This is a genomic window from Faecalibacterium sp. HTF-F (genome assembly GCF_023347535.1).
Lineage (GTDB): Bacteria > Bacillota > Clostridia > Oscillospirales > Ruminococcaceae > Faecalibacterium > Faecalibacterium wellingii.
Genome location: NZ_CP094473.1, coordinates 487,830 through 513,941, shown reverse-complemented (window position 1 = coordinate 513,941; position 26,112 = coordinate 487,830). Strand labels below are relative to the sequence as shown.

The 26,112-nt window shown below is 57.2% G+C and carries 23 protein-coding genes and 2 tRNA genes; 8 read left to right on the top strand and 17 right to left on the bottom strand.

Annotated features, from left to right (window positions below; translation table 11 throughout):
- Positions 1 to 16: 16 nt before the first annotated feature.
- Entirely contained in the window at positions 17 to 985 is a 969-nt protein-coding gene (locus MTP37_RS02415; protein ID WP_223382696.1) for a tripartite tricarboxylate transporter substrate-binding protein, read from the bottom strand.
- A 964-nt stretch (positions 986 to 1,949) separates the two neighbouring features.
- Between MTP37_RS02415 and MTP37_RS02410 the strand changes: the two genes are divergently transcribed.
- The 6 genes from MTP37_RS02410 (at position 1,950) to MTP37_RS02385 (ending at position 7,358) form a co-directional block, all read left to right on the top strand.
- Positions 1,950 to 2,384 carry a plasmid mobilization protein gene (locus MTP37_RS02410; RefSeq protein WP_249238049.1) on the top strand — a complete coding sequence of 145 codons (435 nt, stop codon included), beginning with the start codon at positions 1,950 to 1,952 and terminating at the stop codon, positions 2,382 to 2,384.
- Complete coding sequence (locus MTP37_RS02405; RefSeq protein WP_249238048.1) at positions 2,356 to 3,891, top strand: relaxase/mobilization nuclease domain-containing protein; 1,536 nt, start codon at positions 2,356 to 2,358, stop codon at positions 3,889 to 3,891. The genes MTP37_RS02410 and MTP37_RS02405 overlap by 29 nt, the downstream gene beginning before the upstream one ends.
- A 12-nt stretch (positions 3,892 to 3,903) precedes the next feature.
- Complete coding sequence (locus MTP37_RS02400) at positions 3,904 to 4,869, top strand: ParB N-terminal domain-containing protein (RefSeq protein ID WP_249238047.1); 966 nt, start codon at positions 3,904 to 3,906, stop codon at positions 4,867 to 4,869.
- Positions 4,870 to 5,006: 137 nt separating this feature from the next.
- The gene (locus tag MTP37_RS02395; protein ID WP_238057191.1) at positions 5,007 to 5,396 is read left to right on the top strand and encodes a transposase; all 390 of its coding nucleotides are present in this window, start codon (positions 5,007 to 5,009) and stop codon (positions 5,394 to 5,396) included.
- A 173-nt stretch (positions 5,397 to 5,569) separates the two neighbouring features.
- Positions 5,570 to 6,025: a MarR family winged helix-turn-helix transcriptional regulator gene (locus MTP37_RS02390; protein WP_249238046.1), complete on the top strand. Its 456-nt coding sequence runs from the start codon at positions 5,570 to 5,572 to the stop codon at positions 6,023 to 6,025.
- The gene (locus MTP37_RS02385; RefSeq protein WP_249238045.1) at positions 6,012 to 7,358 is read left to right on the top strand and encodes an MATE family efflux transporter; all 1,347 of its coding nucleotides are present in this window, start codon (positions 6,012 to 6,014) and stop codon (positions 7,356 to 7,358) included. The genes MTP37_RS02390 and MTP37_RS02385 overlap by 14 nt, the downstream gene beginning before the upstream one ends.
- A 180-nt stretch (positions 7,359 to 7,538) precedes the next feature.
- Here MTP37_RS02385 and MTP37_RS02380 read toward each other — a convergent pair whose 3' ends face one another.
- The 5 genes from MTP37_RS02380 to MTP37_RS02360 form a co-directional block, all read right to left on the bottom strand.
- Complete coding sequence (locus MTP37_RS02380) at positions 7,539 to 7,790, bottom strand: DUF6061 family protein (protein ID WP_249238044.1); 252 nt, start codon at positions 7,788 to 7,790, stop codon at positions 7,539 to 7,541.
- Positions 7,791 to 7,964: 174 nt separating this feature from the next.
- Positions 7,965 to 8,051, bottom strand: a tRNA-Leu gene (locus MTP37_RS02375).
- Positions 8,052 to 8,268: 217 nt separating this feature from the next.
- Positions 8,269 to 9,591: an ArsB/NhaD family transporter gene (locus MTP37_RS02370; protein ID WP_249238043.1), complete on the bottom strand. Its 1,323-nt coding sequence runs from the start codon at positions 9,589 to 9,591 to the stop codon at positions 8,269 to 8,271.
- Positions 9,588 to 10,328, bottom strand: a complete 741-nt coding sequence (locus MTP37_RS02365) for a response regulator transcription factor (protein WP_249238042.1) — start codon at positions 10,326 to 10,328, stop codon at positions 9,588 to 9,590. Before MTP37_RS02365 ends, MTP37_RS02370 begins: the two co-directional genes overlap by 4 nt.
- Positions 10,318 to 11,400 carry a sensor histidine kinase gene (locus MTP37_RS02360; RefSeq protein WP_249238041.1) on the bottom strand — a complete coding sequence of 361 codons (1,083 nt, stop codon included), beginning with the start codon at positions 11,398 to 11,400 and terminating at the stop codon, positions 10,318 to 10,320. Before MTP37_RS02360 ends, MTP37_RS02365 begins: the two co-directional genes overlap by 11 nt.
- Before the next feature lie 173 nt (positions 11,401 to 11,573).
- Here MTP37_RS02360 and MTP37_RS02355 point away from each other — a divergent pair, with 173 nt between their 5' ends.
- Positions 11,574 to 12,596: a threonine aldolase family protein gene (locus MTP37_RS02355; protein ID WP_249238040.1), complete on the top strand. Its 1,023-nt coding sequence runs from the start codon at positions 11,574 to 11,576 to the stop codon at positions 12,594 to 12,596.
- A gap of 156 nt (positions 12,597 to 12,752) precedes the next feature.
- Positions 12,753 to 13,268 carry a PTS sugar transporter subunit IIA gene (locus tag MTP37_RS02350; RefSeq protein WP_249238039.1) on the top strand — a complete coding sequence of 172 codons (516 nt, stop codon included), beginning with the start codon at positions 12,753 to 12,755 and terminating at the stop codon, positions 13,266 to 13,268.
- A 51-nt stretch (positions 13,269 to 13,319) separates the two neighbouring features.
- Here MTP37_RS02350 and MTP37_RS02345 read toward each other — a convergent pair whose 3' ends face one another.
- The 11 genes from MTP37_RS02345 to MTP37_RS13100 form a co-directional block, all read right to left on the bottom strand.
- Positions 13,320 to 13,466, bottom strand: a complete 147-nt coding sequence (locus MTP37_RS02345) for a hypothetical protein (RefSeq protein WP_249238038.1) — start codon at positions 13,464 to 13,466, stop codon at positions 13,320 to 13,322.
- A 58-nt stretch (positions 13,467 to 13,524) separates the two neighbouring features.
- The gene (locus MTP37_RS02340; protein ID WP_249238037.1) at positions 13,525 to 14,469 is read right to left on the bottom strand and encodes a GTP-binding protein; all 945 of its coding nucleotides are present in this window, start codon (positions 14,467 to 14,469) and stop codon (positions 13,525 to 13,527) included.
- Between the two features lie 48 nt (positions 14,470 to 14,517).
- Positions 14,518 to 17,553 (bottom strand): bifunctional diguanylate cyclase/phosphodiesterase, encoded by a 3,036-nt coding sequence (locus MTP37_RS02335; RefSeq protein WP_249238036.1) that lies wholly within the window; start codon positions 17,551 to 17,553, stop codon positions 14,518 to 14,520.
- Positions 17,554 to 17,588: 35 nt separating this feature from the next.
- A complete protein-coding gene (locus tag MTP37_RS02330; RefSeq protein ID WP_249238035.1) occupies positions 17,589 to 19,031 on the bottom strand; it encodes an extracellular solute-binding protein in 1,443 nt (480 codons plus the stop codon).
- Between the two features lie 266 nt (positions 19,032 to 19,297).
- Positions 19,298 to 21,415 (bottom strand): PTS transporter subunit IIABC, encoded by a 2,118-nt coding sequence (locus MTP37_RS02325; RefSeq protein WP_249238034.1) that lies wholly within the window; start codon positions 21,413 to 21,415, stop codon positions 19,298 to 19,300.
- 101 nt (positions 21,416 to 21,516) lie between these two features.
- Positions 21,517 to 22,365, bottom strand: coding sequence for a PRD domain-containing protein (locus MTP37_RS02320; protein ID WP_249238033.1), 849 nt, complete (start codon positions 22,363 to 22,365; stop codon positions 21,517 to 21,519).
- 440 nt (positions 22,366 to 22,805) lie between these two features.
- A tRNA-Met gene (locus MTP37_RS02315) sits at positions 22,806 to 22,882 on the bottom strand.
- A 114-nt stretch (positions 22,883 to 22,996) separates the two neighbouring features.
- The gene (locus tag MTP37_RS02310; RefSeq protein WP_249238032.1) at positions 22,997 to 24,127 is read right to left on the bottom strand and encodes a DUF4349 domain-containing protein; all 1,131 of its coding nucleotides are present in this window, start codon (positions 24,125 to 24,127) and stop codon (positions 22,997 to 22,999) included.
- The gene (locus MTP37_RS02305; RefSeq protein WP_249238031.1) at positions 24,114 to 24,608 is read right to left on the bottom strand and encodes an RNA polymerase sigma factor; all 495 of its coding nucleotides are present in this window, start codon (positions 24,606 to 24,608) and stop codon (positions 24,114 to 24,116) included. The genes MTP37_RS02310 and MTP37_RS02305 overlap by 14 nt, the downstream gene beginning before the upstream one ends.
- Positions 24,609 to 25,019: 411 nt before the next feature.
- Positions 25,020 to 25,595 carry a hypothetical protein gene (locus MTP37_RS02300; protein ID WP_249238030.1) on the bottom strand — a complete coding sequence of 192 codons (576 nt, stop codon included), beginning with the start codon at positions 25,593 to 25,595 and terminating at the stop codon, positions 25,020 to 25,022.
- A 149-nt stretch (positions 25,596 to 25,744) separates the two neighbouring features.
- The gene (locus MTP37_RS13100) at positions 25,745 to 25,870 is read right to left on the bottom strand and encodes a hypothetical protein (RefSeq protein WP_256469118.1); all 126 of its coding nucleotides are present in this window, start codon (positions 25,868 to 25,870) and stop codon (positions 25,745 to 25,747) included.
- Between the last annotated feature and the right edge of the window lie 242 nt (positions 25,871 to 26,112).

The window sequence follows — 26,112 nt, the reverse complement described above, 5'->3', positions numbered from 1 at the left end:
CTATGAGGGCTTTTTATCAGCCTGCCACGATGTCCTTATACTGCTCGACGATGCTCTTGACGTTCTCAATATGAGCTTTGACGTCATCTTCGCTCATCGTATCAACTTCCAGCAGCATGGTATCGTTCAGCCACTCGACCATTTCCTGATCGGCAAGGATCTTATCGTACAGCTCTTTCAGCTCTGCAACCTTTGCAGCATCGGTACCCTTGCGTGCCATCACGAAGCAGCGGTTGCGGAAGTAGGGGTAGCCCTTGGAGCCAACGCCCTCAACGCCTGCGAAGGGGCCGTTTTCGATAGCCTTGTCATCGAATGCGCAAACCACATCAACGCCGCCCTGCTGGTAGGTCTCAAGAATCTGAGACTGGTGAGAAACCGCGAAGTTCGTTTCACCCTTAGCTACAGCCTGTGCAGCCTCCGCAGCGGACTGGTACGGAGTCAGTTTCAGCTGGTCGCCGGCACCCATAGAGCCGAACAGAGCCGCTGCCAGGAAAGCCTCGGAGCCGGTAGCGCCGTTAACGGCCACGGATACGGGGTTGCCTGCCTTGACATAGGCCTCCAGATCGTCCAGATTCTTGAGGTTCAGTGAAGAATCAGCGGACAGGACGAAGACGGAGGAGTACAAGTTCTCCACGAACTCGAAATCATCGTAGCTGAACTGCAGCTTGGCCGGATCCAGAGTCTCGGTAATGGCGAACAGACCCTCACCGGCGAAGACCAGTTCCTTATCATTTGCCTTAGTACTGGACACCCAAGTGTTGACAGTAGCAGCATCGCCCTTGACGGCTTCGGCAACCAGTGTGATTTTATTATCAGAATAATCAGGGGACTTGGCAGCAGCCTTTTGGCTGACCATCGCCGCTACACCAGACGGTGCCCACGGGCAGGTAACTTTCCAGCTCTCCTGTTTGCTTCCGCAGCCGGTAAGCATCGACAAAGCAAGGACACCGGCGGTGACCAACGCCGCAATACGCTTTTTCATCATTTTACTCTCCTTTTTTGTTTTGCCTTTTCGTGTGGTAGCAAGCACTTCACCGTGCTTTTGTTACCAACAAGATAACATTTCAAGCAATTTCAAGTCAACAAATTTTTTTATTTTCAAAAAAAAGTTGTCTGGTAAAAGAGCCGAATGACCACATCTGTATTTTGCTATAGAAAACTTATTGTGCATATTGCACATCCGCTTGAATCATCTTTGTGCAGCTTAAATTCTTTCATGATGTAAAGTGTATCATATTCATAATAGAAGTCTTACTATTGTCTCCATTCATAAATAATTTCTTCAATTTCTTCGGAATCATCTTGACGTACCCTACGAACCATGATATTCTCTATCAAAAATCCCACTGAGCTTGTAGATTGATTGCAAATCTTCTGCAAAAGTGGTTGGTTATCACCGTGAGACCCACCACTTCCGTGAGGAAAAGTCCACGAAAGAACTTACCGCCCCGCAACACACCCGATTCATTTTGCCGCCGATTCACCCGACAAAATCATCGCTGCGCTGCGTGGGCGGTATTTTTCTTTTACGGGAGCTGCACCTTGAAAATTTCATGAGCCGACCGGACGTGATACCGACTTTCCGTCAACGCCGCTGCACAAACAGGGGCAGGAACTTCGTTCGGAGCAAACGGTGATCAACATACACGAGCAGCGGAACTCTCTACTTATTTTTGCGCCTTAACAATTCGGAAACATTTGTTGATGAAGCGTTTTGAGCGCAGCGGTAGAGGGCAAGAACCGTCCCGTGGCCACAAATTTTTAATTCTTGAAAATCTTGTGCTCCATCGGGACTTCACTTCTTCAATGCGTCTGCATTTCCGAAGTGATCTTGTTGGGGCGTGCCTGCCCCAAACCCTGCTCATCATTCGTGCCTAACGGCACAAATGGAACGGCGTGTCGTGCTTACATAACTTCACCGAGGAGTTATCGAACAGACAGGAGGTACAATGACCAAAACGAATGTTCAACTGACCCCTAGCAATTCCCAGCGCCACGACACGCCGAACAACAAAACGCGCGTCATCAAGTTCCGTGTGACAGCGGAGGAAAAAGCGTCACTGGAACTCACTTGCAAACTCCTGAATCTCTCCCTCTCCACTTTTATCCGCCGTGCCATCCACAACGTCAAGATCGAGAAAACAGTCATCGTTGCAGGCGGCGGCGAAGAAACCCTGACCGCTGTTTCCACCTTGCTTGCCCAGTGCAGCAAGGTGGGCGGCAACCTCAATCAGCTTGCAAGGCACTTCAATTCCGGCGGTGCAGACATCGAGCAGATCCGGGCGAAACTCCTTGACGAACTTGCAGACCTGACCGCATTTCGGCTCAACGCCGAGAAAGTTCTGGGTGAACTGTATGGCAACGCTCAAGCATATCGCCTCTAAAAACTCGGACTACACCGCCATCGAAGCGTACCTCGTTTACCAGCACGACGCGTTCACTGGAAAGCAACTCCTGGATGAACAGAGCAAGCCGAAGCTGCGGGATTCATACCTGCTCGACACCCTTGAGTGCGGCGATTTTTCGTTTGCAACGGCCTGTCTGCTGGCAAACCGCAAGTATGGCAAGAACACCCAGCATGGTGATATCAAAAGCCACCAGTATATCATCAGCTTTGACCCACGCGATGCAGCCGACAACGGCTTGACCATGGAAAAGGCACAGGCCCTTGGCCTGAAATTCTGCGAAGAAAACTTTCCCGGTCATCCTGCCATCGTCTGCACTCACCCGGATGGACACAACCATTCGGGAAACATCCATGTCCACATCGTGATCGGCAGCATCCGAACACGAGAAGTGGAACGCAAGCCTTATATGCAGAAGCCCCGTGACTGGCGCGAGGGTATGAAGCATTCCAGCACAGCCCAGACCATGCGATACCTCCGTGTCGAGGTCATGGAGCTGTGCGAGGGTGCAGGACTGTACCAGATCGACCTGATCAACGGCTCGAAAGAGCGCGTGAGCGAAGCCGAGTATTGGGCGCGTAGGCGCGGTCAGATGAAACTTGACCGCGAGAACGCAGCCCTCACCGCAGCCGGACAGCCGCCCAAGCAGAAGAAGTTTGAAACCGTAAAAGATACCCTGCGGAAACAGATTTCGGATGTGCTAAACAATGCAACGAGCTTTGAAGATTTCTCGGACAAGCTCATGCAGCAGTACGGCATCACCGTCAAGGAAAGCCGTGGGCAGCTCAGCTACTTGCCTTCTGGCAGAACCAAGTTTATCCGGGCGAAACATCTCGGTGACAAGTTTGAGAAAGAACTCGTGCTTGCCACCTTACAAGAAAATGCTGAGCGCAAACGCGCTGTCCAACCCAAGCCTAACCGCATTGGGAAACTGGTCGATATTCAGGCGAAGTTGAAGCAGGGCAAGGGTATCGGCTACGAGCGTTGGGCGAAGAAGCACAACCTCAAAGCCATGGCACAGACCTTGATCCTCTTAGAAGAAAAGGGCTTGACCGATGAGGCGGCCTTGAACCAGCGCATCGCCGAACTGGAAACCAAGTATCACGATTCACTGGCGGTGGTGAAAGACCTCGAAGGTCGCATGAAGGCCAACAAAGAGCTGCGCTATCATGTCGCAGCCTATACCAGCACCAAGGGTATCGTACAGCAGTTCAATACTGCCAAGCGACCCGCAGCCTTTGAGGAACAGCATCGTGCAGAGCTGACAGCATACCGGGCGGCAGCAGCCTATTTCAAGGCAAACAACATCACAAAACTGCCCAGCCCGAAAAAGCTGGAAGCCGAGTATGCGCAGCTGGCATCCGAAAAGGCGAAGTTCTACGAGCAGTACAAGGAAGCCAAGGAAGAACTGCTCAAACTGAAAACCGTAAAACAGAATGTTGCGTCCTTTTTCCGGGAGGAAGAACAGACGCAGCAGGAGAGATAAAGGAGTGTGCGTATGATCAATCTGAAAATCGACCCGGAGTTTCAGTCCCAGATTCCTCCTCTGACCGATGATGAATTTAAGCAGCTTGAAGAAAATATCCTGAAAGAGGGCAAGCTGCTCTCTCCTTTGATTGTTTGGAACAACACCCTTGTTGATGGTCACAACCGTTATGCAATTCTTCAGAAGCACCCCGAAATCTGCTTTTCTACCATGCCGCTCCGCTTTGCGAACCGTGAGGAAGCCCTCGCTTGGATCTGCAAGAATCAGCTGGGGCGGCGCAATCTTTCCCCCGAACAAAAGCGTTACCTGCTGGGGAAGCAGTACGAAGCCGAGAAGAAAGCTGCAAAAATCTTTCGGGGCAATCAGTACACTTTAGCAAAGAAAAGTGGTGGTGATCACGGTGATAACCACCACTCCGGAAAGAAAACCTGCGACCGGATCGCAGAGGAAAACGGTGTCAGCCGTGCCTCCGTTCTTCGTGCCAGCCACTATACACAAGGCATCGACATCGCAGATAATCTCTCTCCCGGCATCAAGCAGAAAGTCTTTTCCGGCGAAGTGAAGTTCACCAACGAAGAAATGTCCAAGCTTGTGCAGGCAAGTGTCGAGCATCGTTCAGATGTCCTTGCTCAAATCCTGCATCCAGAGGCATTGGAAGTGTTGGAATCTGCCAGCGCAGAATTTGAACCTGAAAAAGCGGAACCCGTTCCCATGCCCACACCACAAACAGAAGAATTTCGGTGCTATCATGTACCGGACGAGTTTATGAAGGTTTACAAATCTTTGAGCCGTGCGACCGAAATGATGAAAAACTCATGGAAGAAAACGCTCAAAAACAATCCCAGCTATTTCACTGACCCGGAAAAGCAGAAGGTTCTCCGCTTCGCAATGCAGCGACCTGCTAACTACCTGACTGAAATCGAAACCTATCTGGAAAAGGCTCTTGCAGAAGCCCTTGAAGAAGAAAAGACCGCATAACAGCAGACACCTGTAAGCCATCAATAAGTCACCAGCCGCAAGTGCAGGGTGGAAAACTTCCGCGCCCTTGCGCCTGATAAAAATTGGAACTTTGATTTTCTCGCCCGACTTTGCCACGGTGGGACGATCAAAGGAGCGTGCGTTTGAACAAAAAGAAAAAGTCCACAAACACTTCCCCCTATCCCGATGAAGTCATTGACCGTCTGGCACGGGCATTCTACCCGGCCATCCTTGCCTGCTGGAACAGCGAGGAAGGCCAGAGGGAGTTTGCCGCGTGGCAGGCGGAACAAGCTCATCACACTACCAGCAAAGAGAAACAGAGCGTTCCCGACGGGGAACGCCCTGTTGTACATATCGCTGTTATCTGTGGCTTTAATCGCAAGTTTTACAAGCAGAGCAATTCTCAACGACCTGTTTGCGATATGCAATTCACGGTTGTTGCCAACGAATCAAATCGTGAATTACGCTGGCAGGGTGCGTCCTATTCAGGGACGCACCCTGTTTTTGTTTTGTATTTAATCTTCTAATCCATGGTTCAGACTGTATTCGCTCAAACACTCTCAAGAATGGTATGCCGGAAGCAGCTGCCTCAAAGCTGCCGACATCTCCGATTTTTCAAAAAGACTTGACATTCCCGGGCAGTTCTGTATAATTATCAATGTTAATTATCTTTGATAATCGTTTGGAGAGGAATTTCATTATGACCATCGAACTGATCAAGCAGCTGCTGGATGCCTGCTATCTGGCAAAGCGGGCACGGGAGATGCTGCCTGCCCTGCCGGAGGGTGTGACATCCTCTTATATCCAGTGTCTGGATGTTATTCAGAAATTGCAGACCCGTGGCATCCAGCCGAAGATCTCTGATCTCAGCGATACACTGAACCTGCCCCGCCCCGGTGTGACCCGTACCGCAAAAGAGATGGAGCACAAAGGGTATCTGAGAAAACAGGTATCCGCTGAAGATGGCCGCGTGACCTATCTGTTTCTCACCGAGAGCGGGCAAGCGCTTTCCCAGAAGTACAATACGGACTACTTCTCGCAACTGCTCCCGTATTTGGACAGCATTTCCGAGGAGGATGCAGCGTGCACCATCCAAACGCTGGAAAAATTCTATGCTATTATGCGCGAAAGGAAAGATTCTCTTGAAAAACGATAAGACCGATTTTACCCAAGGCCGCATTTTGCCAAAGCTCGCTTTTTTCATGCTGCCCATTCTGGGTGCGCTGGTGCTGCAGGCCGCTTACGGCGCAGTAGACCTTCTGGTAGTGGGGCGCTTTGGCTCCACTTCAGGCTTGTCTGCGGTTTCTACTGGTAGCCAGGTACTCAATCTCGTCACCTTTGTTGTCACCCAGCTTGCCATGGGCGTCACAGTGCTCATTGCCCGCTATCTGGGCGAAAAACGACCGCAGTACATCGGGCAAGTCATTGGCGGGGCAGCTATTGTGTTCACCCTTCTGGCAGCTGCACTGTTCGTGGTGCTGGTGTTTTTTGCACGGCTTATTTCCAGTCTGATGCAGGCTCCTGCCGAAGCCCTAGACCTGACCGCCAGCTATGTGCGCATTTGCGGCAGCGGCATCTTCTTTATTGTAGCCTATAATATGCTCTCGGCTCTTTTCCGCGGTCTGGGCGACAGCCGCTCTCCGCTGATCTTTGTACTGGTGGCGTGCATTGTGAATGTTATTGGCGATCTGGTGCTGGTGGCTGGTTTTCATCTGGATGCTGCCGGTGCCGCCATTGCTACGGTAGCAGCACAAGCCGTCAGCGTAATCTGTGCAATCGCAATGCTGCTGAAGAAGGAGCTGCCCTTCAAAATCCATCGCTCTGATTTCAAGCTGAACCCCCAGTGCAAAAAATTTCTGGGCATCGGTCTGCCGCTGGCTTTGCAGGAGTTTTTGACCCAGCTTTCCTTTCTGGCGCTCTGCGCTTTCGTCAACCGGTTGGGGCTGGAGGCATCTTCTGGCTACGGTGTGGCGTGCAAGATCGTTAATTTTGCCATGCTGATCCCCAGTTCTCTGATGCAGTCCATGGCATCCTTTGTGTCCCAGAACGTGGGTGCTGGCAATAAAAAACGCGCCGAGCAGTCCATGTTCACCGGCATTGGCATCGGTCTAGTGTTCGGTTGCGCCGTATTTGCACTGGTGTGGTGCAAGGGTGACGTTCTCTCCGGTCTGTTTACGGCAGATGCCGCTGTTATTGCCAACAGCTACGCCTACCTCATGGGCTTTGCGCCCGAGACCATCGCCACTGCCATCCTGTTCAGCATGGTAGGCTACTTCAATGGCAACGACAAAACGCTCTGGGTCATGGTACAGGGGCTGGTGCAGACTCTGCTGGTGCGTCTCCCCATGGCGTATATTATGAGTATCCAGCCCAACGCCAGCCTGACGATGATTGGTCTGTCCGCACCCACCTCCACCGCAGTGGGCATCTTATTAAACATCAGCTTTTTTCTCTGGCTCAAACGGTACGAAAATCAGACGTGTGCATAGGTTTTGAAGGCTGGAAAGCCTGCCGATGATTGTTGCCACCTACAAATATGATACGGTCGTGCTTGAAATTTCAAATTCAATCATGAGTCGATAATAGCAAACAAGCCCACAGGATAGACCGCATATAAAATACGGCAGACCTGTGGGCTTGTTCCTTATATCGAGTTGATCTCTAAACGATCAATCCTCTAATCCATGGCTTTCAGCTACATTCCTCAAATATTTCTCCGGGTCTCCGTTCAGAATCAAATCGGCATAGCCAAGCGGGTCATTGTAGATAAGATAATCCAGTTCTGACCTCTGCGCCATGGTCACATCCAGTGCATCCTCGACCCCGGTGCAGTCAATGGAGATCATTTTCCCATCCCGGAGCAACAGCTCCACGCAGCCGGTGTCCATGTTGAAATGGCAGGCTCTTGCATCGTACTTCATGTTCGTGTCCTTTCTGCCTTACGGCACCTTTACAGTTGTGACTTTTGTGATACGTCTTTTTTGATAAGGTTTTGGACACACAGCGGCTGGAAAAGAACCCTCGTTCTGCTTTCCGAAGAAAACAAAAAATCCGAACCCTTCTCCTATCGAGAAAAGGTTCGGATTTTCATTGTTTGGTGCGGATAAGAGGACTTGAACCTCCACCGAGTTGCCCCGATTAGAACCTGAATCTAACGCGTCTGCCAATTCCGCCATATCCGCATATTCTGTTGTGTTCGTGAGCTGTGCCGCTCGGAACGATAGTTATTATACCAGATATACGCAGAATGTCAAGCATTTTTTCAAAAAAACTTTTTCTTCACTACAAAACGTCATACTTTCGCGAAAAAGCCCTCTGCAGGCCGATTTTCCGGCAGTGCAGAGGGTCGGAGTTTCTTTGTTTTTTCTTCAGCAGACAGCCGTGCCGGAGGCCAGCAGATCAGACTCTGCCCCACACCAGCCACAGATACACATAGCCTGCCAGCACTGCAGCCAGCGTAAAGGGCACGCCGATGCGCAGGAAGTCCCGGGTCGTGACGGTTTCACCGTTTTTGCGCAGCAGGCCGATGGCAGCAATATTGGCCGAAGCGCCGATCGGCGTCAGGTTGCCGCCCAGAGTGGCACCGGTGAGCAGACCGAAGTAAAACACGTAGGGCTCCATCCCCCGGCCATCATTCATCAGTGCAGCAATGCTTTGCACCACGGGCAGCATGGCGGCTACGTATGGGATGTTATCGATGAATGCCGACAGCACGACCGAAACCACTACCAGCAGCGTAAACAGTCGGAAGGGGCTTTCTCCCGCCACGGCGTGGAACAGCCGGGCCGCTGCATCAATGACGCCCGCCGCCTGAATGCCTGCGATCACGACGAACAGACCAAACAACAGCAGCAGGGTATCGCAGTCCAGCTCGCCCAGCACCCGCCCCAGCGGCTTTGCTGACTTTGCCCGCAGGCAGGCGCGCACGGTGCCAAACAGGCACAGGCCCATGCAGATAAGACCGCTGCGCAGCTCATACACCGTATGCAGCGGCCCGGCGGCGGGCTCCGGCAGGAAAGATGCCGCGATCAGCAGGCCTACTGTCAGCAGCATCAGGGCGGCGGGCACGTCGTCCTCCACTTCCGTTTCCACCTTTGCACAGACCGGCTGGGTCTCACGGCGGAACAGCCACAGCAGCACCGCCAGCGATGCCAGTGCGCCCAGCTCTACACCCCAGAAAATGCCCGGACGGCCCTGCATCCAGAAGAACTCGAAGAAGTTCATGTCCGCAAAGCTGCCCAGCAGGATGCTGGTGGTGTCGCCCACCAGCGTGGCTGCGCCCTGCAGGTTGGAGGAGACCGCAATGGAAATGATCACCGGCACCGGCGAGATCTTCAGCTTGCGGGCAATGGCAAGGCCCACCGGAGCCACCATGAGCACGGTAGCCACATTGTCCACAAAAGCACTGATGACGCCGGCGAACAGCGCCAGCATACACACCGCCCGCTTGACGTCCGGCACCCGGACGATGAGCATTTCCGCCAGACGGGCGGGCATTTTGCTCTCGATGAACAGCGCCACCGTACCCATGGTGCCCGCCATCATCAGCAGAACGTTGTAATCCACCGCCTGCAGTGCCGCACGGAGCGAAAAGCCGTATCCCCCGGCCTCGCCCAGCACAATAAAGAGCACCGCACTGCACAGTGCCACCCACGGGCGGTACTGCTGCAGCCGCAGCATCAGCAGATAGGTGGCTGCAAACAGAAGCAGCGCAAGTGTCATTCCAGATTCTCCCGGTTATGGGTGTCGTTGTCCTCGTCGATCATGCGGTAGCCCACGCCCAGCTCATTGAGGATATAGGCGTTGCTGCCCGGGCGGCTGCCCAGCTTTTTGCGGATGTTGGCCATATTCACCTGCAGCTTCTTGGTGCTGCCGATGTCGGTATCGCCCCAGATGGCTTTGACGATGGCCGCATAGGTCATCACACGACCCGCGTGCTGGGAGAGGAACGCCACGATGTTGTACTCGGTCTGGGTCAGCTTGATCTCCTGCTCGTCCACAAACACCTTGCGGCGGTCATAATTGATGCGCATTCCCTGTGCGCGGAACTCCCCTGCCGGGGCATTGCCGCCGCGCAGGGCACCATAACGGTTCAGGCGCAGGGCCGCACGCACGCGGGCCAGCAGCTCGCCGGTGCTGAAGGGCTTGGTGATATAGTCATTGGCCCCCAGATCCAGCGCTTCGATCTTATCCATCTCGTCGGTGCGGGCCGAGAGCACCACGATGGGGGTCATGTACTTCTGCCGCACGGTGCGGATGAACTCCAGACCGTCCCGGTCCGGCAGGCCCAGATCCAGAATGACCAGATCCGGGTTGTGGGAGGCAAACAGGGTCAGGCCCATGGTACAGGTGTGAGCCACCAGCGCCTGATAATCATTGGTGGTCAGCAGCGTTTCGATAAAGCTGCAGATATTCGCCTCATCCTCCACAATGAGGACTTTGAATTTATTATTGCTCATCTTCTGCATCCTCCATTTCAATTTCTTCGGTCTCCAGCCAGAAGCGGATGGTGGTTCCCTCGCCCACCCGGCTCTCGGCCTTGATCTCACCGCCGTGGGCCTTGATGATGGCTGCGCACACCGACAAGCCGATGCCCATGCCGTGCTTGCGGCTGTCTGCCGGCACATCCGGGTCGGTGCTGCCGGTGCCGGAGAACAGCGTTTTCAGCCGTTCTCTGGGGATGCCGCAGCCATTGTCCGTCACCTCGAACACCGCGCGATTGCCCACCGTGAACACCTTCAGGGTCAGTTTTGTCATGCCCTCAGCGTGCAGAGCGGCGTTTTCCAGCAGATTCATCAGCACCTGCTGGATGAGCATGGAATCCATGGGGATCACGATAAAGGCATCCGGCGTTTCCAGCTCCACCTGAATATCCGGGTATCGCTTGCGGAACTTGACCAGCACGGCATCCAGCAGTTCGTCCAGCACCGTGGGGGTCTTCTGCACCGTCACCTTCTCGCTGTCGATGCGGGTGACCGAGAGCAGGTTCTCCACCATGCGGGTCAGCCACTGGGCATCGCTGCAGGCCTCGCCCAGCAGCTTGATGGTCTTTGCCTTATCCAGCGAATCGTAGTTTTCGATCACGGTGGAGCAGGCACCATAAATGGAAGTGAGCGGGGTGCGCAGATCGTGGGAAACCGCGCGCAAGAGGTTCGCGCGCATTTTTTCCTTTTCGCTCTCCATGCGCAGCTGCTCCTGCTTTTTGATGCGGGTGGTCAGGGTGCTGGTCATGATGGACACCACAAGCATCACAAGGCCGGAGAACAGGTTTTCCGACAGAGTAAAGTTGAACGCGAAATACGGCGAGAGGAAGGCAAAATTCACCGCCAGCACGCTGATCAGGGACGCTGCCACGCCCCAGACATACCCCTCTGTATACATTGATGTGACAAATACTGCCAGCATAAAGATCAGCATGGCAACGCCCTCAATGCGGCCCATAACAGCCTGTGTAAGCATCACCATGGCATAGGCAGCGAGCAGAGTCAGCAGCATTACGGCGGCATCCCGCACAAGCGTCTGTTTTTTCATGCACATTCCCCTTCCCAAACAATATGTTTTCTCTCCTGAATTATACCATAGCTGTACTAAAGATACAGTAAAAATCCTTTGCCATAAAGGGAGGACGGGGTTTGACACTCCCTCTTCCCCGTAGTAGAATAGCCTTATCCGCGCTTTATCTCACTGGATCAGGAGAATGACAGATGCTTTATTTTGAGAACGACTACTGCGAGGGTGCACACCCCGCGATCCTGCAAAAGCTGACCGAGACCAATTTTGAAAAGGTGTCCGGCTACGGCACCGACCCCTACTGCGCCAGCGCCAAGGCAAAGATCTGCGCTGCCTGCGGCTGCCCGGATGCAGATGTGTACTTTATCTCCGGCGGCACCCAGACCAACGCCATCGTCATTGCGTCCATGCTGCAGCGCTGGCAGGGCGTGCTGGCCGCAGCCACCGGCCATGTTACCGCCCACGAGGCCGGTGCCATCGAGTACACCAGCCACAAGGTCATCCCGCTGCCGGCCCACGAGGGCAAGGTGAGCGCTGCCGATGTGCGCAGCTGGTGCGCCACCTTCTACGCCGATGCCAACCACGACCACATGGTGTTCCCCGGCATGGTGTATATCTCTCACCCGTCGGAGTACGGCACCCTGTACACTAAGGCGGAGCTGGAAGAGCTGCACGCCGTGTGTCAGGAATACAAGATGCCGCTGTTCATGGACGGCGCACGGCTGGGCTACGGCCTGATGGCAAAGGGCACCGACGTCACCCTGCAGGACATTGCCCGCCTGACCGATGTGTTCTACATCGGCGGCACCAAGGTGGGCGCTCTGTGCGGCGAGGCCGTGGTGTTCCCTCACGGCGCACCGGCCCACTTTATGACCATGGTCAAGCAGCAGGGCGCGCTGCTTGCCAAGGGCCGTCTGCTGGGCCTGCAGTTCGACGTGCTGTTCACCGATGATCTGTACACCCGCATCAGCCGGAACGCCATCGAGACCGCAGACCGTCTGAAGGAAGGCCTTGCTGCCAAGGGCTACCGCTTTTATATGGAATCGCCCACCAATCAGGTGTTCCCCATTCTGGCAAACAGCCAGCTGGAAGCGCTGGAAGGCAAGGCAAAGTTCGGCTTCTGGGAAAAGTACGACGACACCCACACCGTGATGCGCATTGCCACCAGCTGGGCCACCCGCATGGAGGAGATCGAACAGCTGATTGCCCTGATGTGACCCTGCCGAAGATTTTCTGCCGATTTTATGCAGGATATCGATTGCAATTTTCTTCACGATATGGTATCTTTTGGGTATACCACATTGGGTTTGGAGACGGTCGGCTGCACTGCGCCGCCGCTTCCTGTAAAGTGATTGGAAGGAAGGTATTTTACCATGGGATTTTTTGATAAGCTGTTCGGCGGTAAGGCCGAGCAGGAAGAGACCGCTAAATTCTTTGGTCAGCGCAAGACCGTTTTGACCCCCATCCGCGGCAAGGTGCTGGCACAGGCCGACATCCCCGACGAGACCTTTGCACAGGGCATCCTTGGCCCCGGCTGCGGCATCGAGCCCACCGGCAAGACCGTGTATGCTCCGTTTGACGGCACCGTGGAACAGGTGGCTTCCACCCTGCACGCCGTGGGCCTGACCAGCGAGGACGGCATCGAGATCCTGATCCATGTTGGCATGGACACCGTGGAGATGCAGGGCAAGGGCTTCAAGGCACTGGTCAAGGTGGGCGATAAGGTCAAGGCCGGCACCCCGCTGCTGAAGGTGGATCTGGACGCCATCCGCGCCGCAGGCCATCCCACCGCTACTGCCATCATCGTGACCAACGGCGATGACATGGGCGAGCTGAAGATGCTGGCTGAGGGCGATGTGCTGGCAGGCACCCCGCTGTTCAAGTTCTGATCGTAATCGTAAAAGGCGTGAGCTTCCATTCGGAGGCCCACGCCTTTTTTGTTATTCCTTTTCTTGTTTATATTTCAGCGCCTTCTGGGCGAAATGTCCATCGAAGAACTGGATGAAGGGGCCAAAGGCGATGATGATAACACCCACCACCATGCCGATGATGCGCCGTGCCGAGGGAGCCTGCCGGGTCTTGTTCATGACCTCCTTCTCTTTCTCCTTCTGTTTTTCACCATTCTGTTGTTTTTGTGTTGAAAATTCAGGCCTTGAGCCGTGCTTCAATGGCCGCCTTGTCCAGCCCTTCGCCAATGACGATGAGCACATCCTGTCCCTGCGGGATGGGGGCCAGCGTTTTTCCGGCGGCGGTGGCGTTCAGTTCCAGCCAGCCGGTCTGCCCGCCCGGGTCCGGCGCAAAGCCCTTCACCCGCAGCACATGGCCGCAGGCCCTGTCCGCAAACAGGCGGTCTGCCGCAGCCTGCAGCTGCTGCAGCGTCAGGTGCTGTTCCAGAAAGCAGAGGGACGAAAAGGCTTCGTGCTCGTCAAAGTGCAGCTTTTCGCAGCTGGCCTGCCGGTATCCGCAGGACGCAAGGGCGGCAAGGTCGGCTTCGGTGAGCTGCGCCCAGTCCTTTGTCAGGATCTCCTCCGGTGCAAAGCGGCGGGAGCACTTGCAGCTTTCCAGCGCCCGGGTCAGGTGGGCCGCAGCGGCGGCCGTCTGGGCCTGCCCGGCCTGCCGGGTACGGCTGAGCAGCACCCGGCCCGCGTTGGCGGTCTCGGATGCCAGCAGATACTCTGCCTGCGGGGACAGGGTCTCGGGCAGCATGGCGTCCACAATGGCGATCACATTGCCCACCTGATACCAGCGGTCCAGCGGGTCGTCCCGCAGCACGTCAAAGAACTCGTCCACATCAAAAATGCCGCTGGGCTCCACCACCACCCGGTCGAACCCGCGCATGGCCATGGCAATGAGCTTGGTGCGCATCCGGCGCTGGTGGGTGTCGCAGTCGCACCCGCCGCTGATGGTCTCAAGGTCGCAGCGGGGGCCCAGAAGGTCCTGCACCAGCATCGCGTCCACATTCACGGCCCCAAAGTCGTTTTCCAGAATGCAGACGTTGTGGCCCTGTTCCACCAGATACCGGACATACCGGCGCAGAAAGGTGGTTTTTCCTGCCCCCAGAAAGCCGGTGATAAGGTCTACCTGTACCATGATAAAAAGCACCTCCCGTGCTGTTCTGTTTCAGTTGCCGGCCGGACATCAGCCGCAGTCCGAGCTATGGCTGTTTTCAATGATCTGCCGGGCAGCGGGCGCGATCCGTGTCGGGATGTTGGCGGGCTTTGCAAGGAAATAGCCCTGCAGGCCGTCCACGCCCAGCTCCAGCACCTTTTTCAGCTCCTCGGCCGTCTCCACGCCCTCGGCAATGATCTGCATGCTGCGCGGGTGGGCATAGGCCACGATGTTCTGCACGATCTGCTGTTTGTCGGGGTCGGTGTCGATGCCGCGGATGATGGTGAGATCCACCTTGATGAACCGGGGCGAAAGCTCCAGCAGGCTGCCCTCGTTGGAGTAGCCGCTGCCATAATCATCCAGCGCGAACATGCCGGAAGAGCTCGGCGCACGGCGCTTTGCCTCCATTGCTTCCCGGTCCATCGCCTCTTCCTCGGTGATCTCGATCACCACCTGGCGGAGCAGCTCATGCCAGCGGCTGTCCATATACTCGCAGTCCTCCTGCGGCAGGGCAATGCTTGCAATGGAGTTGATGAACAGCAGCGCGTCCCTGCGCACAAGACCCTCGCTGCGCAGGTGGTCAAAGGTCTCCAGCGACTTGAAGAAGGTCAGCCGTTCGATCTCCTGCAGTGCCCCCTGCTCCCGCGCCAGCTTCATGATGGTGGCAGGCGAACGCAGTCTCTCCATATCGGAGCGCATCAGGGCTTCGTAGGCCATCACCCGGCCATCGTAGGCCGAGAAGATGGGCTGGAACATATAGTACACCCGTTCCTCGGTAAGCAGCTGCTGGAAGTCCCGCCGCAGCTGTGCGGTCTGGGCTTCCCTGCGGTAGCTTTCCATGCTGAACTCCTGCAGGCAGCCCTTGTGGGAGTGCTTGACCTGATACAGCGCAAAGTCGGCATATTTTTTCAGGGTCTCCATGTTCCGGCTGTCCTCCGGGTACCATGCCATGCCGCCCGAGATGCTGATGCGCAGTTCGCTGCCGCCGGGCAGCACCGCCACGCTCTTCTGCATGGCGTCGCTCAGGATGCGCACCTTTTCCCGGATCTGCTCCCGGTTAAGATAACCGTAGAACAGCAGCATGAACTCATCGCCGGACAGGCGGGCCACCACCGTGCCGGCGGGGGTGTTCTCTGCCAGACAAAGGCCGGTGCGGTGGATGTACTGGTCGCCCCAGTCGTGGCCGTAGGTGTCGTTGACGTGCTTGAGGTTGTCCAGATCCATCATCAGCAGGGCTGCGGTGCCCAGCTGCTGCGGGTCCTCAAACAGCTCCCCGCACACCCGCTGGAAGGCCTGACGGTTGTACAGGCCGGTGAGGATATCGTAGTCGCGTTCGTGCTCGATGCGCAGGCGCTCCAGCGTGGCGGCGGTGACATCCTCGGCCAGACCCACCTGCACGTTCCAGTCTTTGGTGACGCGCAGCAGAACGTAGCGGGTCTGGCCGCCCTTGCGGATGGTCAGCAGCTTGTCTCCCCTTTCCGTGGTGGTGCAGGGGCGGGAAAGCTGGATCCGGGTCAGTATTTCCTCAAAGCGGCGCACGCTCAGGAAACCGTCCTTGGGCAGGGGTTCGCCCAGCAGGGAAAAAAAGTTATCGGTAACATACACGCTGCCGGTGTCGAACCGCAGCTCATAGCCGCCCAGCTCCACACTGGCCATATCCATGATGCGCAAAAACTTTGTGGAGTTGTTCAGCAGCTCGCTGTTCAGGCTGGTCAGTGCATCGGCCAGACGATCCAGCTCCCGGATCTTTGTATGGGACAGCTCCGGGAACTTCTTTTTCTCCTGCCCGTCCACCACCTCGTAATACAGCAGCTCCACCGGGCGGGCCAGCTTGTGGGCGATCAGCAGGCTGCTCAGAATGCCCAGCACCAGCGTGCCCACCACCACAGCGGTGAGCACATGCCGGACATTCTGCGCAAAGGAAAACAGCGTCTGGCTGTTCACCGCGCCGATCAGCAGCCAGTGCTCATCGGAGAAGGGCGCGTTGCGGCTGTACAGGAAGATGGGCATTGCCACCGCGTAGTAATCCCGTTTGTGCAGGTTCAGCCAGCAGCCGTCTGCCCGCCTCTCGCAGCGCATCATGCTTTCAGGCTCTTCCAGTGCATAGCTGTCCTGACTGGACGTGACCGACTTGCTGACCACGAATTCCTCGGCGTCCTCGTCCGCAGTGGTGGACACCAGAAAATACGCGCCTCTTTTCTCGTTCTGCAGCTCTTCATAGGGCATTTTTTCCTGCAGGTAGCTGGTGAGCAGCTCCACGCCCACCACGCCGTACACCGTGCCGTCCGGCAGGATCAGCGGCTGAGAGTAGGCAATGGCCGAGCGGTCATCGTCCGAGATCGTGTATGCGCTGGTGGTCCAGCGGCCGTAATATTCCTCGCTCAGGCGGGCATTGTCCTCATAGGCCCGCAGGAACGGATCCTTGAAAAAGCCCCGGCCCTTCAGGCCATAGTAGCGCAGGACAGGCTGCCAGCTTTTATCGGTGGTGATGCCCAGCGCCTTGACCACCGCCGCGCTGCCGCGCTCGATCAGCAGATCGGCATTCTCCTCCGAAGGGCGGGCGTCCGGGTCCAGATCCCGCAGATAGATGCCGGGCACACCGCTGCCCACATCCAGAATGCGCAGGTCCTCGGTGTTCAGCACCACAAAAATACCGGTGACGGACCGTGCGCGCAGGGTGTTGACCAGTTCCGGTGCAATGGCGGCAAGCAGCGCGCTGCTCTGTTCACTGTCGGTGTTCAGGGCATCCAGATCCAGACGGCCCGTGTTCACCATGGCAAGGGTGGCCCGGTCGATGTAGTCCGAGAGATCGGTCAGGTCCTGTGCATCCTGCATCAGGTCCTGCACGTAACCGACGCGGTTGCGCACCTGCATGGCAAGCATGTCCTTTGCGTTCTGGTTCAGCCTGCCGCCCACATCGGTGACGCAGATGCTGATCACGAGCAGTAGGACCTCTGCCACCAGCACCAGCATCATCGCCCCGAAAATGGTGCAGAAGATCGGTTGTGTCTTTTCTCCGCGCCGGGACGTCTGTGTGCCCTGCGCTGCCCGCCTGTGCAGCATCATCCTCACCTCTTTTTTCTCCGTGTGTCCCGTGCAGCTCAGCCCTCGTACTGTGCAAGCTTTGCGCAGATGTCCTGATACCATGCCTCAAAATACTCGTCGGTCAAAAACTCGGCCTCTGCCTCGGCGGCACTCTGGCCCTCGGCAATGCGCTGGACCACCGTCTCGCGGTCCGCTGCGGCAAGGTCGCTCAGGCCGTATTCCAGCACCTTGCGGGCGCTGCTGCCGCCTGCAAAGGCGTAGGGCGTATACAGACGATTCCCGTTCACCGTATCCACCGCAACTGCCAGCGTCTGCTGCATGTTATCGTCCAGAGTCAGGCCGCTGGCAAGGATCTCCTGCATATCGCTGGCCTTCCGGGTGACAGGCAGGTAGCCCGAGCCCACCGAGAAGGCGATGTTGTTCTCCGCCTGAACGAACCATTTGAGGAACTCCACCGAGGCCTCGACCTCCTCCTCTTTGGCTGCTGTCACCACCATACCGGCACCCTGCTGCACCGCGACCGCCTCGCCGCCTTCAAACTGCGGGGCGGGCAGTGTTTTCAGGCTGATCTCATGGCTCTCGTTGGCGTCGTTCGTCACCCTGGTGGGGAAGAAGGTGGCGCTGGAACTGGAGCCCACGTAGGCCAGCACATTGCCGGTCTTGATATCATCGCTGCGGAAGCGGCCGGTGGCGGCAAACCAGCCCCTGACAAAGGGAACATAGTAGTTGTCCCACAGCCTGCGGGCCACATCGCGCTCAAAGTTGACGGTCATTCTGCCGTCCTTCACTGCAAAGATGGTGTCGCCCAGCTGCTGTGCGCCCACCAGCATATAGTTTGCCATGGCATCACGGCCGAACAGTGCCTTGCCGTCATCCGGCGCGGCGGTCTGGGCATCGGTCCAGTTGTAGTATTTTTCTGCGGCGGCCGTCAGCCCCTCCATGGTGGCAAGGTCCTCGTAGCGGACACCGGCGGCATCGGCAAAGGCCTGCCAGTCGGTATCATTGAGGAACAGCAGCTCGGTGGATTTTGCCACCGGGAAGATCTTGATGCTGTCGTCCTCCCCGAAGTCCCCCTCCGAGAGGTAGCCCTCCACGAACTGAGCCTTTTCCTCCTCGGTCAGATAGGGGGCAAGGTCCACCACCATGCCCATCTGGTCCAGCGCATAGGCGGTGTCGGCGTAGGCCGAGAAGACATTGGGCATGGCGGCAGCGCCCACCTTGCCCTCGGCAGAGTCCATCACACTGGTTTCCAGATCGTTGACGCTGCCCTGACTCTCGGTGGACACCTTGATGCCCTTTTGGGCACCGACGGTCTCGTTGAACTGGTCCACAAGGCTGGTAAAGCTTTCCAGCTGGTCGCCATTGTAATAGGTCCACACCATGATATTGGTCACTTTGGCGGGCACTTCTGGCCCGGCACTGCCGCCGCAGCCGCCGCAGCCCAGTGCCAGTGCCGCCGCGCACAGTCCGCACAGCAGCGACTTGATCTGTTTTTTCATTGGTTTTCTCCCTCCGGGTGCTGCACGGCAGGCTTGCCCGCCCGTGTCCAGTTTACATCCAGTTTATCATACCATCATTTTCCGCTGGCGTAAACAGAAACGCGCAAAAATCCATAGAAATCGACTTTTGCAGCTTGACCCGGAACGCAGAGAGAAAGGCCCCGACCGGCCGGAAAAACCGGCTTTTGGGCAGCACAAAGGGCCGTCCCCCGCATTCGGAGACGGCCCTTTGCTTTATGATAACCCTGCCTTTTGGGAGAAACGCATCAGCCCTTCAGTTCCAGCAGTGCATCGCCCTGCTTCACGGTACCGGAGGCTTTGGGGGTGACCGCTGCATACTCGTCGGTGTTGCAGACGATCAGCGGCGTGGTGACGGGATAGCCCTCGGCCTTGATGGCCTCGATGTCAAAGCGGATCAGCGGCTGGCCCTTGCGCACCTTGTCGCCCTCATTGACGAGGTAGGTGAAGTGCTTTCCGCCCAGCTTGACGGTGTCGATGCCAATGTGCATCAGCAGCTCCGCGCCGTCAACGGTGGTCATGCCCACCGCGTGGTGGGTGTCGAAGGTGGAAGAGATCTCGCCGTCGGCAGGAGCCACCAGCTCACCCACCGCAGGCTCGATGGCAATGCCGTCGCCCAGCGCACCGCTGGCAAAGGCTTCGTCCTTCACCTCAGCCAGCGGGACGACGGTGCCGGTGAGGCAGGCTGCAAGCACGGTATCCTTTGCGGCTGCTGCCGGGGCTGCGGGGGCCGCTGCCGGGGCGGGTGCTGCGGGCGCCGCCGGGGTCTTGGGCGCATTTTCCAGATAATCTTCCAGCTTCGCCTTGATGACGGCCACCTTGGGGCCGTACACCACCTGAACGCCGTTGCCCTTGCAGATGACGCCGGAAGCACCGGAAGCCTTGAGCACATCCTGCCGGACCAGCGCAGCGTCCTTGACGGTGCAGCGCAGACGGGTGGCGCAGCAGTCCACGTCGGACAGGTTGTCGGTGCCGCCCAGACCTTCCACGATCAGGGCGCTGACCGGGTCATCCCCTGCGGGGGCGTTGCTGCCGGAAGCGGCGCTGCGGGCGTTCACGTCCGCACGGGTGTACAGCTTGACCTCCTCCGCATCGTCGCGGCCCGGGGTCTTGTAGTCAAACTTGGAGATCATAAAGCGGAAGATCAGGTAGTACAGCACAAAATACACTGCACCCACAACGACCACCCAGATCCAGTGGGTCTTGGCGTTGCCCTGCATCGCGCCGAACAGCACCAGATCGATCAGACCGCCGGAGAAGGTCATGCCCACGCCCACGTTCAGGATATGCATGAGCATGAAGGACAGGCCCGCCAGCACGCAGTGCACGGCGTACATGGGCAGTGCCACAAAGATAAAGGTGAACTCCAGCGGCTCGGTGATGCCGGTGAGGAAGGCGGTCAGGGCTGCAGAAAGCAGCAGGCCGCCTGCCGCCTTTTTCTTTTCCGGCTTTGCGCAGTGGTACATTGCCAGCGCAGCGCCGGGCAGGCCGAACATCATAAAGGGGAACTTACCGGCCATGAAGCGGGTAGCGCTGACCGAGAACACCGTGGTGGACTTGGAGGCCAGCTCTGCAAAGAAGATGTTCTGGGCACCGGTCACGGTGACGCCGTCGATGATGGCGGTGCCGCCCACAGCGGTCTGCCAGAACGGCATATAGAACACATGGTGCAGGCCGAAGGGGATCAGTGCACGCTCCAGCAGGCCGTAGATAAAGGTGCCTGCATAGCCGGAAGCCAGCACCAGTGCGCCCAGCGCAGCAATGCCGCTTTGCACCACCGGCCAGATGTAGAACATGGCGATGCCGACCACCAGATACACGATGGAGCTGATGATGGGCACAAAGCGGGTGCCGCCGAAGAAGGCCAGCACCTGCGGCAGCTCGATCTTATAGAACTTGTTGTGCAGGGCTGCCACGCCCAGACCGACCACGATGCCGCCGAACACGCCCATCTGCAGGGTGGTGATGCCCAGCATGGTGGTGGTGGAGTTGGCGGGCATTGCGTCCACGCCGCCTGCAGCGTTGATCATGGCCTGAATGGCCGTGTTCATGATGATATAGGCCACCGCACCGGACAGGGCGGCCACCTCTTTTTCCTTGCGGGCCATGCCGATGGCCACGCCCATGGCGAACAGCAGGGCCAGATTGTTGAACACAGCGCTGCCGGTCTGGCTCATCACGTCCAGAATGGTGTAGATCAGGGTACCGGGGTGGATGACGCTGTTCAGGCCATAGGCCGCCAGCATGGTCTCGTTGGTGAACGAGCTGCCGATGCCCAGCAGCAGACCCGCCACGGGCAGCAGTGCAATGGGCAGCATAAAACTGCGTCCGACACGCTGCAGCACGCCAAAGATCTTGTCTTTCATCTTCAATTCTCCTTTTTCCAAATTTGTATCCAGCAAATATATCCACACGCAGGCGCGGCCTGCGGAGAATCAGAGGTACGGCGGTGCGGCAGGCGGGCGGCTTACTTTCCCATCCGGATGCGCTTCAGGTGAATGGTGAGGAACACCAGCTCCTCGTCCGAAAGCTCCTTGTTCCATGTGTTGCGCACGTAATCCGCAAGGCAGCAGGCACATTTATAATGTTCGCTGCAGTTCCGTGCGATCAGCGCCCGGAACATCTCATCGTGGGCATCGTTCTCGCTCTCCTGTTTGCCCTGAAACACCCGCTGCGCAAAAAAGCGCAGATGCACCGTGAAGCGGCTGAAATCCAGCGCGTCCCGGTCAAAATGGCAGCCGTAGAAGCACTCCACCACCTGCACGCAGCCGTCCACAAAGCGGGTGACGTCGTTCACCACGCTCATGGTGGTGTTCAGCTCCGCATTGACGATGTGCAGGGCGATGAAGCCGCCCTCGTCATCCGAGAGGTCTGCTTTGCAGCGCTGGCGGATGATGGCCAGACAGTCCATGCCAAGGCGGTACTCCTGCGGATAGAATTCCCGGATCGGTGCCATGAGCGGGTTAGAGAAGCGGATGCCCTGCTCACTGCGCTGGATAGCAAAGCTGATGTGGTCGGCCAGCGTGATGAGCAGGCTCTCGTTCAGCGGGTAGTTCACCCGGCTGCGGATCATTGCCACCAGCTCATCGGTGAGCAGCAGATGCTCATAGGGGATCTGTTCCAGCAGTTCCACCAGCTTCTGCTGCACGGCAGGGCTGGTCATGCGGTAGCTGCGCTCCACCTTTCCGGCGTCCAGCTTGTACCCCGGCTTTGCGCCAAAGCCCAGCCCGCGCCCGGTAACGATCAGCTCGCAGCCGGTGGGGTCCACCACCCGCAGGATGTTGTTGTTGATCGGTTTTTTGACGGTATATTGCATCGTCTCTCCTCCTCAGGCCGAAAAAGGCAATAAAAAAAGACCACTCCTGACACAGCAAATAACACCGGAGGCTGAAACACGCTTTCGGCTTGTGCTGTGCAGAGTTGGTCTAGCCCGCCAAACGGTAACAATCCAACGACGCTGCTCACGTACGATTTTCTTTTGATCTGGCCCAAAGCGGCCCGCCGCATGAATGCAGACCGGCTCTGTGCTTTTTTAAAATAGCATATTTTTTGCAGGGCGTCAAGGTGGAAATGGCCTTCCGGTCCCGTTTCATCAGGCTGTCCAAATTCGGGCGATATTGTACAGCAGAATGACGAGTAAAGAGAAGTCCTGCCCTCGGGTTTTTCCACCGTTTATCCCTCTCCTGTGGAAAAGCCCATGGTTTCCCTTCCGAAAAAGCAAAACAAAAAAGCATCCTGAAACTTCAGGATGCTTGGTGGTTGCGGGGGCCGGATTTGAACCAACGACCTTCGGGTTATGAGCCCGACGAGCTACCAGACTGCTCCACCCCGCGATATTTACTTTGTGCTCTCAGCGGTTCTCGCTGACTGCTCAAGTATAATACCACACAGCGGGATGGATGTCAACCCTTTTCTGAAAAAATTTTCTGGTTTCCTTCCGGGCCTGCTCACTTTCTCTTTTTGCGCCACACTGCGACGCCGCCAGCCACCGCCGCCGCGATGACCACCACCGGCCATGCGCCTGCAAGGAAGACGGCCAGCTGCTGCACGCCCTGTGCAAAGTTCTGCCAGCCGCTGGCAAATGCGTCGGCCATGCGGGAGACAAAGCTCTCGCTGGGCGGCGAGTAGGTCTTTACCTCGCTCAGGCTCACGCAGACGGTGCACTGCTCCACCTGATTGCTGTACCAGTCCATCTGGCTCTGCCAGCTCTCGATCTGGCTCTGCACCTCGGTCAGGCTGGACTCGATCTCCAGCAGGTCGGAAAGAGTCTCGGCCTGCTGCTGCAGCTGCTGCAGACGGGTGCGCTGGGCCTTGAGGTTCTCAAGCCGGGCCTCCACGTCCATGTACTGGGCGGTCACGTCGTCGGCCTGCTGGTTTTTGTAGGTCACGTTGCCGGCTTCGGCCACAGCCGCAAGAAAGCTGGCGTAGTTCTTCTGCGGCACCCGGAAGGTCAGGCTGACGCTGCGGCTGTCCTCGGTGCCGGAGTATTCGCTGCTGGATTCCATGTAGCCGCCTGCTTCGGCAGCCGCCGCATCCAGCGCAGCGCGGGCCGCGTCGTAGTCCTTGCTTTCCAGACTGAGGTTCGCGGTGTAGATGATCTTTGCGTGGTCGGTGCTGTGGGCCGCTGCCGCCGCATCGTTCTCCGAATAAACAGCGGTGCCGTTGTCTGCGCCGCTTTCCAGTGACAGGCTGTTCAGGCTGTAATCGGCGGCCATGGGGCTGTCCACAGCGGCGCGGTCCACGCCGCCTGCCGCCATCGCGGCCGCAGTGCTGTCCGCCGAATAATAGGCCGCCGGGCTGCTGCTCTTTGCACCAAGGCCGATCATGCCGGTGGCAAAGGCACCGTAGCCCACCGCGCACACCGCCAGACAGGCCGCCAGTGTGCCCACCCGCTTTACAGGAAAGCGGACAGGCTTTTTCCGCTGCACCGGTGCAGGCCGGGCCGGTGCCGGGGTCTCCATCATGGGCTGGTTCTTTTCCTCTTCGGTCAGCTGGTCGGTCATGGCCAGCAGCTTTGCTTTCAGGTCCTCCGGTGCACAGAGATCGTCCGTCTCCATCTTATACTCATACCACCTCATCCTCGATCTCCTCCTTCAGCATCGTATGTAACTGTGCTCTTGCGCGCCGCAGCCAGCTCAGCACCGTGTTGGACGGTGCCCCCAGCATCCGCCCGATCTCCGCCGCCGTGTAGCCCTCATAATAATGAAGGTAGATGGCGTTGCGGTAGTTTTCCGGCAGGGCGCGCACCGCATCCAGCACGCTGCCGTCCGCAAACTCATCCGGTGCGGGCAGGTTCTCGTCCAGCTCCGTGTCCTTCTGGTGCGCTGCACGGGTCAGGTCCCGGCAGCGGTTGATGGCTACCCGCAGCAGCCATGCTTTGAGGTGCTCCTCACTCTCAAAGGTGCCGTTGTAATGCAGGAGTTTTTCGTAGACATCCTGCACCACATCCTCGGCATCGGCCGCGCATCGGCTGTTGTGCATGGCAGCACGGTAGACAGCATCGCTGTACTTCTGCACTGCCAGCGTGAATACTTCATTTCTGGTCAGCTGTCCCATCATTCAAGCTCTCCTTTTACGCCTGTACAGGGCTGTGGAATCCGTATTCCACGGGGACATTCACCCTATACACGGCTGAACGCCCCCGAAGATTGCATTGCTGGAAAATTTTATGAAAAACTGCGCACACAGGCCGTTTGTGCGCATTCGTATGCGATAGTATACCATGAAACCACAAAAAACAAAAGGGTTGCAAAAGGCCTTTTGGTCAAGAATCGTCTCCGCTTTGCCAGCTCACCCGCTGGCGCGGATGCTCTCCATAGGGAGCCAGCGTCCGCAAATGCAGTTTGCTCTTGCCGCCTCTCCCGTGAAAATGCAATAGCAGACGGCCCGCAGGCCGTCTGCTATTGCTGAATTAAAAATAATATTACATTAAATATTATCCGCGCTGCGGCGGCCATTCAGATCCTTCTCTCACCGACGGTAGACCCTTTGCAGCAGGGCCACCCGCCCGGCCAGAAAGGTATCCGCCTTCGGGTGATGCAGCCAGCGCTTGTGCTGTGCCGTGTGCACCAGCTTCTGGCCCAGCGCTGCGGAGTCGGCATCGATGAGCTCCACATCCTGCATGGTCAGCTGCAGCGCCAGCGCCGCAGGCGCATCCGGCACAGGCGGCAGCGGGTCCTCCCACACAAAGGGCGGCAGCAGCTGCACCGCCACGGTGGTGCGGGTGCACTCCCCGGTGAGCAGCAGCGCCGCAGGCGCGCCGTCCGGTGCCACATGCAGGGTGCTGTACAGCAGCTGCAGATTGCCCGGGGCCAGAAGACGGGTATCCCCTTCCCGCTCCGTGGGCGACAGGGTCAGATACTCCCGCGCTTCGTCCGGATCGATCCACCGCGCCGGTGCCTGCACGCGGGCATACAGCGCCGGCAGGGCAAAGCTGCCCGCCGCATCCAGTGCGTGCTGCAAAAGCAGATAGAACTCGGTCAGCGGGCAGGCCGGGTCGGGCTGCGGCATCCCGAAATCGGGGCGCGATACGTGTCCTCCACCCATAGGGGACCTCCTTGTTTTTCTTGACAAGCCGTATAAAACAGACTATACTATCAATAGAAAAGGTGCTGCCCGCAAACGGCAGCCACCTTACCGGCAATTAGAGTTCTAAAAAGAAAAGTAACCGCTTGGGTTTGGTAGGCACAAGGCGGTTACTTTTTCTTTTTGTCCTTCTGATCCTTGGCAAGGGTCCATGTGACCTGAAAGGTCACAAACACCACGTTGACCAACAGCGCCAGCAGCGCTACGATCACCGTAAAGATCTCTGCTGTGGACATCCGGCATCCCTCCTTCCGCGTAAGCGTCCGGAAGTATGTACTTTTACGAAAAAGCCGACCTCCCGGCATTCTGTGAAAACAAAGCCTGCCGGTATGGGGTCGCCGCCTGCGTTTTATGGACAGCACCAGTTCCGCCGCCGTTTCAGGCGGCATTTTTATTTTAGCACACTCTCCACCGTATTACAATCAGGTTCCGAATTGTAAACCCCCTCGAAACTTTATTGTTGACCATCTGTCCCCCG

Excerpts from the sequence above, each read along its gene's own strand:
- MTP37_RS02415 (WP_223382696.1), bottom strand. The coding sequence starts at position 985 with ATGATGAAAAAGCGTATTGCGGCGTTGGTCACCGCCGGTGTCCTTGCT.
- MTP37_RS02410 (WP_249238049.1), top strand. The coding sequence starts at position 1,950 with ATGACCAAAACGAATGTTCAACTGACCCCTAGCAATTCCCAGCGCCAC.
- MTP37_RS02405 (WP_249238048.1), top strand. The coding sequence starts at position 2,356 with ATGGCAACGCTCAAGCATATCGCCTCTAAAAACTCGGACTACACCGCC.
- MTP37_RS02400 (WP_249238047.1), top strand. The coding sequence starts at position 3,904 with ATGATCAATCTGAAAATCGACCCGGAGTTTCAGTCCCAGATTCCTCCT.
- MTP37_RS02390 (WP_249238046.1), top strand. The coding sequence starts at position 5,570 with ATGACCATCGAACTGATCAAGCAGCTGCTGGATGCCTGCTATCTGGCA.
- MTP37_RS02380 (WP_249238044.1), bottom strand. The coding sequence starts at position 7,790 with ATGAAGTACGATGCAAGAGCCTGCCATTTCAACATGGACACCGGCTGC.
- MTP37_RS02370 (WP_249238043.1), bottom strand. The coding sequence starts at position 9,591 with ATGACACTTGCGCTGCTTCTGTTTGCAGCCACCTATCTGCTGATGCTG.
- MTP37_RS02365 (WP_249238042.1), bottom strand. The coding sequence starts at position 10,328 with ATGAGCAATAATAAATTCAAAGTCCTCATTGTGGAGGATGAGGCGAAT.
- MTP37_RS02360 (WP_249238041.1), bottom strand. The coding sequence starts at position 11,400 with ATGAAAAAACAGACGCTTGTGCGGGATGCCGCCGTAATGCTGCTGACT.
- MTP37_RS02355 (WP_249238040.1), top strand. The coding sequence starts at position 11,574 with ATGCTTTATTTTGAGAACGACTACTGCGAGGGTGCACACCCCGCGATC.
- MTP37_RS02350 (WP_249238039.1), top strand. The coding sequence starts at position 12,753 with ATGGGATTTTTTGATAAGCTGTTCGGCGGTAAGGCCGAGCAGGAAGAG.
- MTP37_RS02345 (WP_249238038.1), bottom strand. The coding sequence starts at position 13,466 with ATGAACAAGACCCGGCAGGCTCCCTCGGCACGGCGCATCATCGGCATG.
- MTP37_RS02340 (WP_249238037.1), bottom strand. The coding sequence starts at position 14,469 with ATGGTACAGGTAGACCTTATCACCGGCTTTCTGGGGGCAGGAAAAACC.
- MTP37_RS02335 (WP_249238036.1), bottom strand. The coding sequence starts at position 17,553 with ATGATGCTGCACAGGCGGGCAGCGCAGGGCACACAGACGTCCCGGCGC.
- MTP37_RS02330 (WP_249238035.1), bottom strand. The coding sequence starts at position 19,031 with ATGAAAAAACAGATCAAGTCGCTGCTGTGCGGACTGTGCGCGGCGGCA.
- MTP37_RS02325 (WP_249238034.1), bottom strand. The coding sequence starts at position 21,415 with ATGAAAGACAAGATCTTTGGCGTGCTGCAGCGTGTCGGACGCAGTTTT.
- MTP37_RS02320 (WP_249238033.1), bottom strand. The coding sequence starts at position 22,365 with ATGCAATATACCGTCAAAAAACCGATCAACAACAACATCCTGCGGGTG.
- MTP37_RS02310 (WP_249238032.1), bottom strand. The coding sequence starts at position 24,127 with ATGAGGTGGTATGAGTATAAGATGGAGACGGACGATCTCTGTGCACCG.
- MTP37_RS02305 (WP_249238031.1), bottom strand. The coding sequence starts at position 24,608 with ATGATGGGACAGCTGACCAGAAATGAAGTATTCACGCTGGCAGTGCAG.
- MTP37_RS02300 (WP_249238030.1), bottom strand. The coding sequence starts at position 25,595 with ATGGGTGGAGGACACGTATCGCGCCCCGATTTCGGGATGCCGCAGCCC.
- MTP37_RS13100 (WP_256469118.1), bottom strand. The coding sequence starts at position 25,870 with ATGTCCACAGCAGAGATCTTTACGGTGATCGTAGCGCTGCTGGCGCTG.